General features: G+C 69.6%; 14 protein-coding genes. 6 read left to right on the forward strand and 8 right to left on the reverse strand.

The window, feature by feature from the left end; all coding sequences use genetic code 11:
* Positions 1-88 precede the first annotated feature (88 nt).
* From ACIBK3_RS00525 to ACIBK3_RS00535, 3 genes are all read left to right on the forward strand, one after another.
* Positions 89-862: an IclR family transcriptional regulator gene (locus ACIBK3_RS00525; protein ID WP_399360360.1), complete on the forward strand. Its 774-nt coding sequence runs from the start codon at positions 89-91 to the stop codon at positions 860-862.
* Positions 863-866: 4 nt separating this feature from the next.
* Positions 867-1,337: a GNAT family N-acetyltransferase gene (locus ACIBK3_RS00530; protein WP_399360362.1), complete on the forward strand. Its 471-nt coding sequence runs from the start codon at positions 867-869 to the stop codon at positions 1,335-1,337.
* Between the two features lie 97 nt (positions 1,338-1,434).
* The gene (locus ACIBK3_RS00535; RefSeq protein WP_399360364.1) at positions 1,435-2,886 is read left to right on the forward strand and encodes a peptidoglycan D,D-transpeptidase FtsI family protein; all 1,452 of its coding nucleotides are present in this window, start codon (positions 1,435-1,437) and stop codon (positions 2,884-2,886) included.
* 39 nt (positions 2,887-2,925) lie between these two features.
* On the opposite strand, the gene ACIBK3_RS00540 is transcribed toward ACIBK3_RS00535, so the two are convergent.
* Positions 2,926-4,383: an NCS2 family permease gene (locus ACIBK3_RS00540; protein ID WP_399360366.1), complete on the reverse strand. Its 1,458-nt coding sequence runs from the start codon at positions 4,381-4,383 to the stop codon at positions 2,926-2,928.
* Positions 4,384-4,676: 293 nt separating this feature from the next.
* Between ACIBK3_RS00540 and ACIBK3_RS00545 the strand changes: the two genes are divergently transcribed.
* Together ACIBK3_RS00545 and ACIBK3_RS00550 are read left to right on the forward strand one after the other, a co-directional pair.
* Positions 4,677-5,243 (forward strand): SigE family RNA polymerase sigma factor, encoded by a 567-nt coding sequence (locus tag ACIBK3_RS00545; protein ID WP_399360368.1) that lies wholly within the window; start codon positions 4,677-4,679, stop codon positions 5,241-5,243.
* Positions 5,240-6,085 (forward strand): hypothetical protein, encoded by an 846-nt coding sequence (locus ACIBK3_RS00550; RefSeq protein ID WP_399360369.1) that lies wholly within the window; start codon positions 5,240-5,242, stop codon positions 6,083-6,085. Before ACIBK3_RS00545 ends, ACIBK3_RS00550 begins: the two co-directional genes overlap by 4 nt.
* A gap of 233 nt (positions 6,086-6,318) precedes the next feature.
* On the opposite strand, the gene ACIBK3_RS00555 is transcribed toward ACIBK3_RS00550, so the two are convergent.
* Positions 6,319-7,473 (reverse strand): right-handed parallel beta-helix repeat-containing protein, encoded by a 1,155-nt coding sequence (locus ACIBK3_RS00555; RefSeq protein WP_399360371.1) that lies wholly within the window; start codon positions 7,471-7,473, stop codon positions 6,319-6,321.
* Between the two features lie 208 nt (positions 7,474-7,681).
* Here ACIBK3_RS00555 and ACIBK3_RS00560 point away from each other — a divergent pair, with 208 nt between their 5' ends.
* The gene (locus ACIBK3_RS00560; protein WP_399360373.1) at positions 7,682-9,886 is read left to right on the forward strand and encodes a family 43 glycosylhydrolase; all 2,205 of its coding nucleotides are present in this window, start codon (positions 7,682-7,684) and stop codon (positions 9,884-9,886) included.
* Here the strand turns inward: ACIBK3_RS00560 and ACIBK3_RS00565 are convergent.
* The 6 genes from ACIBK3_RS00565 to ACIBK3_RS00590 form a co-directional block, all read right to left on the reverse strand.
* Positions 9,879-10,676 (reverse strand): HAD family acid phosphatase, encoded by a 798-nt coding sequence (locus tag ACIBK3_RS00565; RefSeq protein ID WP_399360375.1) that lies wholly within the window; start codon positions 10,674-10,676, stop codon positions 9,879-9,881. The two genes, ACIBK3_RS00560 and ACIBK3_RS00565, sit on opposite strands and share 8 nt — an antisense overlap.
* An 80-nt stretch (positions 10,677-10,756) precedes the next feature.
* The gene (locus ACIBK3_RS00570; protein ID WP_399360376.1) at positions 10,757-10,912 is read right to left on the reverse strand and encodes a hypothetical protein; all 156 of its coding nucleotides are present in this window, start codon (positions 10,910-10,912) and stop codon (positions 10,757-10,759) included.
* 93 nt (positions 10,913-11,005) lie between these two features.
* Positions 11,006-12,283 (reverse strand): dienelactone hydrolase family protein, encoded by a 1,278-nt coding sequence (locus ACIBK3_RS00575; protein WP_399360378.1) that lies wholly within the window; start codon positions 12,281-12,283, stop codon positions 11,006-11,008.
* Positions 12,276-12,431, reverse strand: a complete 156-nt coding sequence (locus ACIBK3_RS00580) for a hypothetical protein (protein ID WP_399360380.1) — start codon at positions 12,429-12,431, stop codon at positions 12,276-12,278. The genes ACIBK3_RS00575 and ACIBK3_RS00580 overlap by 8 nt, the downstream gene beginning before the upstream one ends.
* Positions 12,432-12,449: 18 nt before the next feature.
* Complete coding sequence (locus tag ACIBK3_RS00585) at positions 12,450-13,499, reverse strand: pectinesterase family protein (protein ID WP_399360382.1); 1,050 nt, start codon at positions 13,497-13,499, stop codon at positions 12,450-12,452.
* 1 nt (position 13,500) lies between these two features.
* Positions 13,501-14,640 (reverse strand): pectinesterase family protein, encoded by a 1,140-nt coding sequence (locus ACIBK3_RS00590; RefSeq protein ID WP_399360384.1) that lies wholly within the window; start codon positions 14,638-14,640, stop codon positions 13,501-13,503.
* Positions 14,641-14,691: the final 51 nt, after the last annotated feature.

Below are 14,691 nucleotides of genomic sequence, written 5' to 3' on the forward strand. Positions count from 1 at the left end.
TTCGATATGCTGAACGTTGTCTCTGATGATGAATATGCTGTTGGAGACTATATCTTCAGGTTCCCGTCGAACGAAGGGGTCACAGGCGATGTCGGCAGCCGAGACAGGCGGCGGGGCGCAGGTCAAGTCCGCGGTACGGACGGTTGAACTGCTCGAGTACTTCGCCGGTCGCCCCGGTATGCACTCCTTGGCGGCGGTCCAGGAGGCCGTCGGCTATCCCAAGTCCAGTCTGTACATGCTACTGCGCACGCTCGTGGAGCTGGGCTGGGTGGAGACGGACGCGACGGGCACACGGTACGGGATCGGCGTACGGGCACTCCTGGTGGGGACGTCCTACATCGACGGCGACGAGGTGGTCGCGGCGGCCCGGCCGACGCTGGACCGGCTGTCGGACGACACCACGGAGACCATCCACCTGGCCCGCCTGGACGGCACCAACGTGGTCTACCTCGCCACCCGCCAGTCGCAGCACTACCTGCGCCCCTTCACCCGGGTCGGCCGCCGGCTGCCCGCGCACTCGACCTCCCTCGGCAAGGCGCTGCTGAGCACGTACTCCGACGAGCAGGTGCGCAAGATGCTCCCGGAGACGCTGCCCGCGCTGACCGAGCACACGCTCACCGACCGGGAGAAGCTCATCGAGGAGCTGCACCAGGTCAGGGAGCAGGGCTTCGCCGTCGACCGCGAGGAGAACACGCTGGGGCTGCGCTGCTTCGGTGTGGCGATCCCGTACCGCACGCCCGCGCGCGACGCGATCAGCTGTTCCGTGCCGGTGGCCCGGCTGACTCCCGCCCACGAGCAGATGGTGAAGGACGCCCTGTTCGACGCCCGTGACCGACTCACGCTCGCCACTCGGAGGCTTTGAATCCATGCAGGTCGTACTGCGCGAGGTCCACGACAGCGATCTGCCGGTCTTCTTCCGGCAGATGAACGACCCGGAGGCCGTGCGCATGGCGGCCTTCACCGCGGAGGATCCCGCCGACCGGGACGCCTTCGAGGCCAAGTGGAGTCGCATCCGGTCCTCGGACGTCGTGGCGCGGACGGTCCTGGCCGACGGTGACGTGGTGGGCAGCGCTGCCGTGTACGGGGAGCCGGGCGAGCGTGAGGTGACGTACTGGGTGGACCGCGCCTACTGGGGGCGGGGCGTCGCCACGGCCGCGTTGCGCGGGCTGCTCGAGGAGGTGCCGGAGCGCCCGCTGTACGCCCGCGCCGCCGCCGACAACCAGGGCTCGCTGCGGGTCCTGGAGAAGTGCGGCTTCGAGATCACCGCACAGGCCCGGGGCTTCGCGAACGCGCGGGGCGAGGAGATCGACGAGGTCGTGCTCGCTCTCAAGGGGTGAGGGCGTCCCCCGGACGGCAAGCGTGTTCCTGAACGCCCGATGAGAAATCCGGCGGAAGGGAACGTTCCGCTCTTCCTCATTCGTCTTTCAGGGCGGCATGAACAAGACGATCAGGCGCGCCTCCGTCTTCACACTGCTGCTGGTGTTCGCCCTGCTGGTGCGGGCGACCTGGGTGCAGTTCTACGACGGCCAGGCGCTCGCGGACGACAAGGACAACCGGCGCAACGCGATCGAGACGTACGCGGAGCCGCTCGGGAACATCATCGTGGCCGGAAAGTCGATCACCGGTTCCGCGGCGACGAAGGGAAGCGACCTCAGGTACAAACGCACGTACACGGACGGTCCGCTGTACGCGGCGGTGACGGGCTACGCCTCGCAGGCGTACGCGCCCACCCAGCTGGAGGGCATCTACCAGGACCTCCTCAACGGCACGGACAGCCGGCTGAAAACCGTCATGGACACGGTGACCAACCAGCGGGCAGAGCCGGGCAACGTGGTGACGACGATCGACCCCGCCGTGCAGAAGGCGGCGTACGACGCGCTCGGCGACAAGAAGGGCGCGGCCGTCGCGATCGACCCGGGAACCGGCAGAATCCTCGCGGTCGTGTCGACGCCCTCGTACGACCCGACCTCGCTGACCGACGCCAACACCGCCGGGTCGGCCTGGACGAAGCTCACCGAGGACCCGGACAAACCGCTGACCAACCGGGCGCTGCGGCAGCCGCTGCCGCCGGGCTCGACGTTCAAGCTGGTGGTGGCGGCGGCCGCGCTGGAGGACGGGCTGTACTCGTCGGTGGACCAGAGGACGGCCAGCCCGAACCCGTACAAACTGCCACTGTCGAACAAGGAGCTGGCGAACGAGAATCCGTCGGCGCCCTGTGCGAACGCCACGATCCGGGTGGCGCTCGAGTACTCCTGCAACAACGTCTTCGCGAAGATGGCCGTCGACCTGGGACAGGACAAGGTCCGGGCGATGGCGGAGAAATTCGGCTTCAACGACGCTACGCAGGACGTGCCGGTGCGCGCGTACGAGAGCGTGTACCCGAAGGAGATGGACAAGGCGCAGACGGCCCTGACCGGCATCGGCCAGTTCGACGTCACCGCCACCCCGCTCCAGATGGCCATGGTGTCGGCGGCCATAGCCAACGGCGGCAAGCTGGTCTCGCCGCACATGGTGTCGGAGATCACCAACAGCGGTGACGACGTCCTGGAGAACTACGACGACCGGACGGAGAGTTCGGAGATCGTCAGTTCCTCGACCGCCGAGCAGTTGCAGTCGGCGATGCAGACGGTCGTCGCGGAGGGCACGGGCACCAACGCGCGGATCTCCGGCGTGACGGTGGGCGGCAAGACGGGCACGGCCCAGCACGGCGAGAACAACAGCCAGACGCCGTACGCCTGGTTCACGTCGTACGGCAGGACCGGCAGCGAGGAGGTCGCCGTGGCGGTGGTCGTGGAGCAGTCGAACGCGCAGCGGTCGGAGGTCAGCGGCAACGGGCTGGCGGCGCCGGTCGCGAAGGCCGTGATGCGGGCGGCACTCAAGAAGTAGGGGCCCGGGGACAGCTCCCGAAGGAACTGTCCCCGAACCTCACTTCGCGCCGAGGATCTGCTCGATCGGATCGATCGCGAAGTACACCAGGAACAGCGCGGCCGTCCCCCACAGCAGCCAGTGGATGTCCCTGGCCTTGCCCAGGACCGTCTTGATGACGACGTAGGAGACGAAGCCGGCGCCGATGCCGTTGGTGATGGAGTAGGTGAACGGCATCACGGCGACGGTGAGGAACGCCGGGATGGCGATCTCGTAGCGGTCCCAGTCGATGTGCTTGACCTGGGTCATCATCAGGAAGCCGACGGCGACCAGGGCCGGGGCCGCCGCCTGGAGCGGGACGATGGTGAGCAGCGGCGTCAGGAACAGGGCCAGCGCGAACAGGCCGCCGGTGACCAGGTTGGAGAAGCCGGTGCGGGAGCCCTCGCCGACGCCGGCCGCCGACTCGATGTAGGACGTGGCGGAGGAGGCCGAGGCCGCGCCGCCCGCGACCGCCGCGGCGCCGTCGATGAGCAGCACGCGGCCCAGGTTGGGGACCTTGCCCTCCTCGTCCAGCAGACCGGCCTCGGCGCTGATGCCGACGACCGTGCCCATGGTGTCGAAGAAGTCGGACAGGATCAGCGTGAAGACCAGCAGGACCACGGTGACGACGCCGACCCCGGGTGCGCTGAAGGCGCCGAACAGGCTGAAGTGACCGATCAGTCCGAAGTCGGGGGTGTCGACGACCTTGTCGGGCCACGCGGGGGTGGTCAGCCCCCAGGCCTTGATGTCGGCGATCGAGTTGATGATCATCGCGACGATCGTCATGGTGACGATGCTGATCAGGATGGCGCCCTTGACCTTGCGGGCGAGCAGTCCGATCGTCAGCAGCACGCCGAGGCAGAAGACGAGAATCGGCCACCCGGTGAGGGTGCCCGTGCCGCCGAGCTGGACCGGCACGGTGGTGTTCGCCGCGTCGGGGATCCGGCTGACGAAGCCGGCGTCGACGAAGCCGATGAAGGCGATGAACAGGCCGATACCGACGCTGATCGCCTGCTTGAGCGACTGCGGGATGGCCTGCATGACGGCCTCGCGCAGCCCGGTCACCACCAGCACGCAGATGAGCAGGCCCTCGAGGACGATCAGGCCCATCGCGTCGTCCCAGCTCATCAGCGGGGCGATCTGGAAGGCGACGACGGCGTTCAGCCCGAGGCCGGCGGCGAGCGCGAGGGGCAGGTTGCCGCCGACGCCCATGATGATCGTCATCACCGCGGCCACCAGGGCGGTGGCGGTGGTCAGTTGGACCGCGTCGAGCTGGTGGCCGAACTTGTCCTTGGCGCTGCCGAGGATGATGGGGTTCAGGACGAGGATGTAGGCCATCGTGAAGAAAGTGGCGAAGCCGCCGCGTATCTCCCGGCCGAAGGTGGATCCCCGCTCGGAGACCCTGAAGTACCGGTCGACGCCGTTCGCCGCCGGTGGCGGGCCGGTCGGCCGGTCGGCCACCTTCTGCGTCTCGGACATGGTTGTCGCTCCCTGGTGCCTGAATGATCGGTGTGCGGATGCTGGCTGGATTGTTCCCGCGTTGAACCCCTTTCAGGTTTTCCCCGTGTTACGGAATCAGGGTCGGCCCGAGGGGGTTCAGGGCCGGCCGAGGCGGGCCGACCACACGGTGTTCGAAGACCCGTCCGAACCAAGCGCACGAACGCTGCTACGCTTCCGGATCTCGTCCGGGCCCCTCCGGATGATCACATGTCAGTCACATGACACGCACAGGCGCCCCAGGGTGCCCGAGTCGCCGTGAGGAGAGGTCGCCCGTGGGCACAGCCGTCGACGACGCCGCCTCCGTGGAGTTCCATGCCTTCTTCGAGCGTCACTACGCCGAACTGTCCCGTCTGGCCCATCTGCTGACCGGTGAGGCGGACGCCGCCGACGACCTGGCGGCGGACGCGCTCCTCGCGCTGTGGCACCGCTGGGACCGGGTCCGCGCGGCCGACCATCCCGCGGCGTACGCGCGCGGCGTGGTCGCCAACCTCGCCCGCACCCGGATCCGCAGCGCGGTCCGCGAGCGGCGGCGGGTGGCGCTGTTCTGGTCGCAGCGCGAGGAGAGGACCGAGAACCCGGACGTGGCGGACGTGGTCGACGTGCAGGAGGCCTTGCGTAGACTCCCGTTCCGCAAACGCGCCTGTGTGGTCCTGCGGCACGCCTTCGACCTCTCGGAGAAGGAGACAGCGCTCACCCTGGGCGTCTCGGTCGGTACGGTGAAGAGCCAGACCTCCAAGGGAATGGCCGAATTGCAGCGGTTGCTCGGGACGCAGGCGGCTCCGCGGAAGGTGCATGCGGCGATGGCGCGTACCGGTGAGGCCGGAGGGAGGGACCGATGACCATGCGGCGGGACGTGCACGACGGGCTGCGCGCCCGGCTGCACGAGGCGGCCGGGGCCCACGAGCCCGACCGCTCGCGCATCCTGGCGCGGATCGAGCGCGGTATGACCGAGCAGGACCGCCCCGACCACCGGGCCACCCGCCCGCCGGTGTTCGGCTGGGTGCGGGTGGTCGGCGCCACGGCCGCGGTCGCCTGCCTGGTCGGTGTCGGCGGGTACGCGGTCGCCTCCGCGGTCAGGGACGAGACTCCCGCCGCCCAGCAGACGGTCGAGGTCTCGCAGACCCCCACCCCGTCGCCGGACGCGACGAGCCGCGCGCCCGTCCCGCCGGCGGATCCGACGCCGAGCACTGACCCGGAGACCGGCAGGCCGAGCACGTCGCCCACGCGGTCCCCGAGTGCCACCGTGACGGCGCCGCCGCCCGCCTTGGGCACCGAGGACGGTCCGCTGTGGTCGGACGGTTCGGTGGACGCGCACAGCAACGAATTCTGGGCGCAGAGCGACGTCACCCTCAGGACCGGTGAGAAACTCACCGCCCTCACGGTCGAGTTGAAGGTCAGGCAGACCGGCGGAGTCACCTCGACGGGCGCCTGGCGGTCCCCGCCCGAGGCCGACTTCACCACGACGGTCACCGAGCGGGACGGCTTCCTCGTCTACACCTGGGTGCTCAAGGAGGGCCGTGCGTTGTGGCCGGGCCAGTGGGTGTTCGCGGGCCAGTACAACCACCTCCGCGGCGGCCGGGACGCGAAGGACGACACCTACTCGATCACCGCCCGCACCGGTGCCGATGGGCTGGCCGTGGCGGGCGACTTCGCGGCGCATGACGGCGAGGGCGGCTCGTAGCAGACGGCAGGGCGAGTCGTGGAAAGTTTTCAGGAGGCGGCAACCTTTTCCGCCCCGGTGGCGACGAGGAAGTACGGGAGCCCGCTCGCACACGGGGATCGGGCCCTGAACCGAGACGCCGGTCGGCCGAAGCCCCCCTTGGGCCGACCGGAAGCACTGGTCGACCCCCTTCGACCGGTCACAGAAACGCCCCGCCGGTGACGACCGGCGGGGCGTTTCGTATACCCGTACGGTCACCTCATGGCCGTACCGATGGCGGTCGAGCCCGTCGTCAGGAAGGTCGTCGGGGGCAATGAACCGTCCGCGCCGCGGGCACCGTACGCGGTCGCGGCATCCGTCGACCTGAAGGCCGGGGTGCCGACACCGGGGTCCCAGGTGTTCGCCGCGGACACCGCCGACGCACTCAGCTCGGCCAGGCCGCCCTGGTTGCGCACCGCGAGATTCCTGGCGAGCCGGGCCTTCCCCGCGGCGAAGGAGAAACCGGCACCCCCGTTGGCGTACGCCGTGTTGCGGTTCAGCACGAGCGCTCCGGTGTTGGAGTTGTCGGTGAACCCGTTCGACGTGTTCTCCCAGGACGCGTTGTCGTTGACGACATGCGCGACCGTGGCCCCTCCGCCGCCCAGCTCGAACCCGTTCCCGTCGCCCTCGAACGCGGAGTCCCTCCACCGGTTCTTCCCGTTGCCGAAGGCCCACGTGTGCTCCACGGTGACCGGCGAGGAGAACTGCCACAGGTCGGCCCCGTCGTCCGAGTTGCCGTACAGCCGGGCCCCGGTGATCCGGTTGCCGGTGCCGGAACCGAAACTCACGGCGATGCCGTCGGCGTTCCGCCCGTGCCCGGAGGGGTCGTAGTTGCCGTGACTGTCCAGGTTCTGCACGAGATTGCCGGTCGTTCCGTCGCCGCGCAGGGTGAACCCGGTGTCGCCGTTGTTCGCGGTGACCAGGTTCCGGAAGACACCGCCCACGGAGGAGGTGGCGACGAAACCCTGCGCCGGGGAGTTCTGGAAGGTGAGGTTCTCGACGGTCCAGTAGTCGCCGTGGATCCCGGCGAGCCAGGAGCCGTCGGGCAGCCTGGAGCCGTCGATCCGCACCTTCTCGCTGCCGTACGCCCGCAGGGTGATCCGTGCCGAACGAGTGCCGTCCGCCGCGGACCTGAGGGTGGCCGCCGGAGTGTACGTGCCGCCGCGGACCTGGATGACCGTGCCGGCGACCGCGTTCCGGACGGCCGCCTCCAGCTGCGCGGTGGTGGACACGGTGACCGTCGTCGACGCCGCCTCGGCGCCGCCGCCCGTGAGGCCGAGGTGGACGCCGCCCGCTCCCGCGGCGACGGACACCGCCGCGGCGATCGAGAGGGTCCGTGTCCTGCGGTGCCGTCCGGTGCCACAACGCACGGGGCGCTTCCTTTCCTGGGGGATGCGGGGATGCTGCGGACTCCAGTCGCCGCCCGGGCCGGAAGAAGTTGCCGCGGCCGACGAAAAACGATCGAAAGTTTCGCCGGGCCGCATCCCGCTCTCACCGATTGACGCGCGGATTCCCACTGGTGACACTCCGATGCACAACACCCAACAGAAACCCCCACGCTCCGACAGGATTGCCCCCATGCGCCTACGAGCCGCGCTCCTCGCCTGTCTCGCCCTCCTGCTCTCCCTCCTCGCGATACCCCCCAGCACCGCCCAGTCAGGAGCCCCGCCCGTGAAGCAGTCCCCGTACGCCGGGTATCTCTTCGCCTACTTCACCGGCGAAGGCACCGCCGACGGCGAGCAGATCCGCTACGCCCTCAGCCGCGGCAACGACCCGCTGCACTGGCGTGAGCTCAACGCCGGCAAGCCGGTTCTGACGTCCACCATCGGGGAGAAGGGGTTGCGCGACCCGTTCGTGATCCGCTCCCCCAAGGGCGACAAGTTCTATCTGATCGCGACCGACCTGCGCATGTACCAGAACAGCAGCGGCAGTTGGGACGACGTCCAGCGGCACGGCAGCAAGTCGATCATGGTGTGGGAGTCCACGGACCTGGTCCACTGGACCGACCAGCGGCTGGTGAAGGTCTCCCCGGACAGCGCGGGCAACACCTGGGCCCCGGAGGCCTACTGGGACGACTCACTCGGTGAGTACGTCGTCTTCTGGGCGTCGAAGCTGTACGCCGACGACGACCCCGGCCACACCGGCTCGACGTACAACAAGATGATGTACGCCACGACCAAGGACTTCCGCACCTTCAGCGCGCCGAAGGTCTGGAACGACCCGGGCTACTCGGTCATCGACTCGACGGTGGTGAAGTACAAGGACACCTACTACCGCTACACCAAGGACGAGCGGGACCCCACTTCCAGCTCGCCCTGCGCCAAGTTCATCACCGGGGAGAAGTCGACGAGCCTGACGTCGACGACGTACGACTTCGTCGCGGACTGCATCGGCAGCGGCGCGATGGAGCGGGGCGAGGGCCCGACGGTGTTCAAGTCGAACACCGAGAAGAAGTGGTACCTCTTCATCGACGAGTACGGCGGCCGCGGCTACGTCCCCTTCGAGACGACCGACCTCGACTCGGGCAAGTGGACCCCGTCCGCGAACTACCAGCTGCCGGCCAGCCCCCGGCACGGCACCGTCCTGCCGGTGACGCAGAAGGAGTACGACCGGCTGCTCGCCGCCTATCCCTCCACTCCCACCTCGGTCATGGACGCGACGGCGAAGGGGCAGCAGGGCTACGCGATCGTCACCGACGCCGCGTCCAAGGTCGTGCTGCCGATGGAGCCCGGCGCGGACCTGCGCGGCCTCGCTCCGCGGATCCACGTGGGTGAGGGCGCGACCCTCAGCCCCCGGTCCGGTACCCGCCGGGACTTCCGCACGCCGCAGACGTACTCCGTGACGGCCGCGGACGGCACGAAACGCACCTGGACCATCGAGGCGGCGGTGACCCGAAGTCCGGTCCTGCCCGGTCTCAACGCCGACCCCGACGTGCACTACCTGAACGGCGAGTACTGGATCTATCCGACGACAGACGGCTTCCAGGGCTGGAGCGGTACGCGGTTCAAGGCGTACTCGTCGAAGGACCTGGTCCACTGGAAGGACCACGGGGTCATCCTCGACCTGGGTCCGGACGTGAGCTGGGCGGACAAGAACGCGTGGGCGCCGGCCATCGCCGAGCGGAACGGCAAGTACTACTTCTACTTCTGCGCCGAGCAGCAGATCGGCGTGGCCGTGGCCGACTCCCCCGCCGGCCCCTTCAAGGACGCGCTCGGCAAGCCCCTGGTGGCCAAGGGCGGTTCGCTGAGCGGCCAGATGATCGACCCGGCCGTCTTCACGGACGACGACGGGACCTCGTATCTCTACTGGGGCAACGGGCACGGGTACGTGGTGCCGCTGAACGACGACATGACCTCGTACGACGCCTCGAAGGTGAAGGACATCACCCCGGACAACTTCCGCGAGGGATCCTTCGTGATCAAGCGGAAGGGCACGTACTACTTCATGTGGTCCGAGGACGACACCCGCAGCGAGAACTACCACGTCGCCTACGCGAGTGGACCGTCCCCGCTCGGCCCGTGGACCAAGCGGGGGACGATCCTGTCCAAGCGTCCCGAGTACGGCATCCTCGGAACCGGCCACCACTCCGTGGTGAACGCGCCGGGCACGGACGACTGGTACATCGTCTATCACCGGTTCGCCCTGAACGGCCCCGGCCGGCCGGGCGGCGACGGCATGCACCGCGAAACGACCATCGACCGTATGGAGTTCGCGGGGGACGGCACGATCAAGCCGGTGGTGCCGACGCTGGGGTCGATCAGCCCCGTACGGAAGGTCAGCTGACGAAGTACGTCGGGTTCGGCAGCTTGTACGTCCGGTCGGCGTAACCGCCGTCGAGGTCGGAGTACTGGTCACCGAAGTTGGCGACGACGTCGTACCCGAGGTCCTTCTCGATGTGCCGGCGGGTGCCGGACTTGTACTGCACGGTGGTGCAGGTCCAGGTGCCGGGCGTGGCGCAACCGCTCAGGTACGACGGCGGGTTGGCCTTGTCCTTGAGGAACATGTGATCGGCGTCGAGGTTCACATCGGCGCCGATCTTCTTCAGGTTCTCGACGGCCGCCGAGCGCTGCGCCTCGCTGAGGCCCGAGTTGTAGAAGACCTCGACGCCCTTCGCCTCCGCGTACCGCACCAGCTCGGGGCTGCCGAAGACGGCCGGGCGGTCGGCCTTGTTGACGTAGTCGGCCCACGTGGTGCCGTTGTACGTGTAGTTGTAGCGCTTCTCGTAGTCGAGGCTGAGCAGCAGCGTGTCGTCGATGTCGAAGACGACCGCGGGCTTCTCACCCCTGTGATGGGCCTTGCGGGCCGCCTGGTCGATGTACTTCTTCGCGGCGCTGTCGATCCGCGCGAGGTCCTTGGCGTACGGGCTGTCCGGGGACGCCTGGTACACGCCGTTCGCGTCGGCCGTGGTGCCGTAGTAGGTGTCGATGTCCTTCACCAGGAGCCCGATGTTGTAGGGCTCGTGCGTGGAGTTCGCCGTGGACTGACCGGCGGTGGCCGCACCGGCGCCGTAGAGGGCACCGCCGGCGACGGCACAGGCGGCGGCGATGGCCGCGATACGCAGTGGCTTATGCATGACAGGTTTCTACGCGCGTCACCCCGGTGGGCGCGAGGCCCGTTGCCCGATCGATACCTCTCTCACAGGCAAAAAACGGGTCAAGCGCCCTGAGCGGGACGGTCCGTCGTCAGTTCATCGTCACGCCGATGGTGGTCGACCACGGTCGCGGCCTGGGCCTGGGTGGGGAGCAGAGCGAGGCCGGTGCCGAGGGCGAGGGCCGTGCCGAGGGTGGCGAGAGCCGTACGACGAGACATGGAGTGCGGGTCCATTACGTCGTGGGGGTGGGTGGTGGGGGTCAGTCGTGGGGGTGTGTTGTGGGGGTCAGTCGTGGGTGTGTGTTGTGGGGGTCAGAGGACGCGGTCCAGCCAGGTGAAGACCTCGTCCTGCATGCGGTCGACGAAGACGTGGCCGAGGTCGGGCCAGGTCTTCAGGTGCAACCGCTCCTCGGCGTGGCGCGAGCTCCAGACGGCGCGCAGCTTGTCGTGGGCCACCCGTACGCCGTCGGCGGGGAAGAGGGTGTCCAGCGCGCCGTTGAAGAAGAGCATCGGCCTGGGGGCGGCGATGCTCGCCACGTCGGGGATGTCGAGGTGCCGGGCGAGTCCGGGGTGGAGCATGTAGTACGACGACTGCCCGCGCAGGGTGTTGTTGCCGGGCACCATCATTTCCTTCAGCCCGGTCATCCAGCAGACGGAGGCGGCCGCCGCGATGTCGTCGGTCAGCGTGGCCGTCTGCCAGGCGCGGTAGGCGCCCATGGAGAACCCGACGGCGGCGACCCGGCGTGCGTCCACCCGGTCGAGGCCGGCCAGGAAGGTGGCGGCGCGGGCGTCCTCGCGGGCCATGAGTCCGGCGAGGGAGGAGCCCAGGTTGTAGAAGTTGGAGGCGAGGGCCTGCTGCTGGTCGTAGGTGACGGGCCCGCGGTCGCCCCAGCCGGGCGCGTCCAGGCACAGGACGACGTAGCCGCGCCGGGCGAGTTCGTCGCCCACGAAGCGTCCGCTGAAGTACTTGTCCGCCCAGCCCTGCGCGGAGGCGAGCCTGGTGTCGTCGTACCAGGGGCGGACGAGTTTCTCCTTGCCGATGTCGAACTTGGCCCCGTGGTCGTGGAGGAGCAGTACGGCCGGGAAGGGGCCGGGGCCGTCCGGGGTGAGCAGGGCCCCGCGGACGCGTTCGTAGCGGGTGAGGGAGAGGGTCACCAACTGCCGCGTGTATCCCTCGCCTTGGGGGCCTGCGGTGAACTGCGGCGCGTACGGCGTCCCGTGCTGCCGGTCGACGAGGAGGTGCTCCTCGACGGTGGAACGGGCGGCTCGGCGCCAGGCACGGAAGTCCCGGACTGGTGAGGTGCCCCAGGCGAGGGGGAAGGTCAGCTCGGCCTTCAACGCCGGGTGGAAGTCGGGGAGGTTGCCGCCCACGAGGTCTCCGGCCTCGGAGGAGCGTGCGGATTCGGAGGCGCCTGCGGATTCGGAGGCGCCTGCGGATTCGGAGGCGCCTGCGGATTCGGAGGCGCCTGCGGATTGGGAGTCTCCCGCGGCCGCGGAGCCTCCCGCCGCTTCGGCGCGTCCCGCGGTGCCGGTGAGGAACGCGGCTGCCGCGGCTGACGCGACGAAGGTCCGACGGCCCAACTCAGTCATACTGCCTCCCGGTTCCGGCGTGGCTGAGGACGTACTGCTCGACCGCCGACCGGGACGTGAGCGGCCGGTAGGCGTAGGCGTCGGCGGGGTCCCGGCCGACGGGGGAGCGCCCGGCGGCGGAGGCCGGAGCCGGGCGGAGCAGGCGCACGCCAGGAGAGCGATGACCTCAGGCACGGGGCCGCCAGTCGCCGAGGTAGGTGCGCTTGGTGTGCGACCTGGCTTCGGCGGCGGTCAGTTGAGGCCGGTTCTCCGGGACCGTGATCGCGGCTCCGGGACCGGTGTTGCGGTACTCCCTGAACCGCATGGTCTGCCAGGGGTACGCCTCCCGCATGTTGGTGTACGGCGTCACCGCGTCGATCCCCGGCCCGATCCGCGTCTCGCGCACGACGAGGGACGGCCAGGCGGTCGTCTCGTACGTGGGCACCCACGGCCGGGCCAGCTTGTACGCCCCGTCCTCGGCGCCGGAGGTGATCCGGCAGCGGAGGGCGAGGATGCCGTGCGGGTTGGCGCGGGCCGTGGACGGGGCGAAGACCATGCCCTTGGGCGTGAAGGTCACGTCCCGTCGCAGGGTGTGGAAGTGGCAGTCCTCGAAGACGGCGGTGGCCCGGCCGAAGACGAAGTCGACATCCCCCTCGATGTAGCAGCGGTGGAAGTACTGCCGGTCGAAGACGTCCAGCGCGGTCGTCTCGACGAAGAGGGTGTCCTGGTGGGCCAGCAGCCGCACGTTCTCGAAGTGGGTGCGGTCGCCGTAGGTGTACGCGGCCACCGCCTGGGTTCCGGTGATCTCGGGGTGGTCGGCGCGCAGCCAGTCGTTGGCGAGGGTGAGGTCGCGAACGGTCAGTCGGGGCGCCCCGGAGGTGAAGGTGGCCGAGCCGGCCGTGCCGTACGTTCCCGAACCGTCGGGCTTCTGGCTGCCGTTGGCGTTGTTGTAGACGATGACGGCGTCACGCGGGTCACGGGTGGCGCCGCGCAGGGTCAACTCGGCCGTCGCGGCGGGCACGTTGACGACTTCTCGATAAATCCCCGGGTGCACGACGATCGTCCAGCCGGGCCCGGTCACCGCGTCCACGGCCGCCTGTACGGAGTCGCCCGGGCGGACGTGCAGGACACGGCGGCCGGTGGCGGGAGATGAGCCGGTGGCCAGAGCCGGGCCGGCACCCGCACCGGTCGCCACGAGTCCGGCGGTGATGCCCGTGAGGAGGGTGCGCCTGCGCATCTCAGTGCGCCCCCTTCCAGGGGGTCCAGTCCCCCAGGTAGGCCGCCCGGGTCGCCGACTTCGCCTGTTCGGGCGTGAGTTGGGGGCGGCTCTCCGGGACCGTGATCCGAGCTCCCGGCCCGGTGTCGCGGTACTCGGCGAACCGTTGGTTCTGCCAGGGGAAGGTGTCCGACATGTTGGTGTAGGGCGCGGTCGCGTCGATGCCGGGGCCCATCCAGGTGTCGCGGACGGTCAGCATCGGGCGGGCGGTGGTGTCGGAGCTGGGCACCCAGGGGCGGGCCAGCTTGTAGAAGCCGTCGGGTGCCTCGCTGCTGATCCGGCCCCGGACGACCAGGTAGCCGCGCGGATTGGCGCCCGCCGTCGAGGGCGCGAAGACGAAGCCGTAGGGGGCGGCGGTCAGGTCGGTGCGGTTCAGGGTGCGGAAGTGGCAGTTCTCGTACACGGCGGTCGCCCGGCCGAAGACGAAGTCGACGTCGCCCTCGACGTAGCAGTGGGAGTAGTACTGGCGGGCGAAGGCGGTGAGCGCCGTCGAGTCGGCGTACAGGGTGTCCTGGTGGCCGAGGAAGCGGCAGTGGTGGAAGGCCGAACGGTCGCCCTGGACCTTGATGGCGACGGCCTGGGTGCCGCTGATGCCGGGGTGGTCGGCGCGCAGCCAGTCGTTGGCGAAGGTGATCCAGCGGGCGGTGAAGCCGTCGGCCTGCACGGTCGTGGTGGCCGACCCGGTGGTGCCGTAGGTGCCGCCGCCGGGCTTGGGGGTGCCGGCCGCGTTGTCGTACACGATCACGACGTCCCGGGGGTTCTCCGAGGCGCCGATCCAGGTCGCCTCGGTCCGGGTGACGTCGACGGCGACCGTCTCCCGGTACACGCCCGGGGCGAGGACCAGCGTCCGCCCGCTGCCGGTCGCGGCGGTCACCGCGGCCTGGACGGAGGTGAAGTCGCCGTGGCCGTGCGGGTCGACGTACAGGGTCTGGGGGGTGAGACGGGCGGCGGGTGACCCGTACCGGCCGAAGGGGCGCGGCCGGCCGGAAGCCTGGGCGGACGCCGGGGACCCGACGGCGAGCGCGGCACCGGCACCGAGACCGGCGCTCGCGAGCAGGAACCCCCTTCTGGACAACGGGAGTTGAGAGTGGGGCGAGGACATGCGGGTGCTCCTTGGGGGGTGCGGTTCGAGGGTGGTTCCTCGCGTGGGGGT

This window comes from Streptomyces sp. NPDC050287 (genome assembly GCF_044459385.1).
Classification (GTDB): domain Bacteria; phylum Actinomycetota; class Actinomycetes; order Streptomycetales; family Streptomycetaceae; genus Streptomyces.

Excerpts from the sequence above, each read along its gene's own strand:
- ACIBK3_RS00590 (WP_399360384.1), bottom strand. The coding sequence starts at position 14,640 with ATGTCCTCGCCCCACTCTCAACTCCCGTTGTCCAGAAGGGGGTTCCTG.
- ACIBK3_RS00560 (WP_399360373.1), top strand. The coding sequence starts at position 7,682 with ATGCGCCTACGAGCCGCGCTCCTCGCCTGTCTCGCCCTCCTGCTCTCC.
- ACIBK3_RS00525 (WP_399360360.1), top strand. The coding sequence starts at position 89 with ATGTCGGCAGCCGAGACAGGCGGCGGGGCGCAGGTCAAGTCCGCGGTA.
- ACIBK3_RS00535 (WP_399360364.1), top strand. The coding sequence starts at position 1,435 with ATGAACAAGACGATCAGGCGCGCCTCCGTCTTCACACTGCTGCTGGTG.
- ACIBK3_RS00570 (WP_399360376.1), bottom strand. The coding sequence starts at position 10,912 with ATGTCTCGTCGTACGGCTCTCGCCACCCTCGGCACGGCCCTCGCCCTC.
- ACIBK3_RS00550 (WP_399360369.1), top strand. The coding sequence starts at position 5,240 with ATGACCATGCGGCGGGACGTGCACGACGGGCTGCGCGCCCGGCTGCAC.
- ACIBK3_RS00565 (WP_399360375.1), bottom strand. The coding sequence starts at position 10,676 with ATGCATAAGCCACTGCGTATCGCGGCCATCGCCGCCGCCTGTGCCGTC.
- ACIBK3_RS00585 (WP_399360382.1), bottom strand. The coding sequence starts at position 13,499 with ATGCGCAGGCGCACCCTCCTCACGGGCATCACCGCCGGACTCGTGGCG.
- ACIBK3_RS00540 (WP_399360366.1), bottom strand. The coding sequence starts at position 4,383 with ATGTCCGAGACGCAGAAGGTGGCCGACCGGCCGACCGGCCCGCCACCG.
- ACIBK3_RS00575 (WP_399360378.1), bottom strand. The coding sequence starts at position 12,283 with ATGACTGAGTTGGGCCGTCGGACCTTCGTCGCGTCAGCCGCGGCAGCC.
- ACIBK3_RS00530 (WP_399360362.1), top strand. The coding sequence starts at position 867 with ATGCAGGTCGTACTGCGCGAGGTCCACGACAGCGATCTGCCGGTCTTC.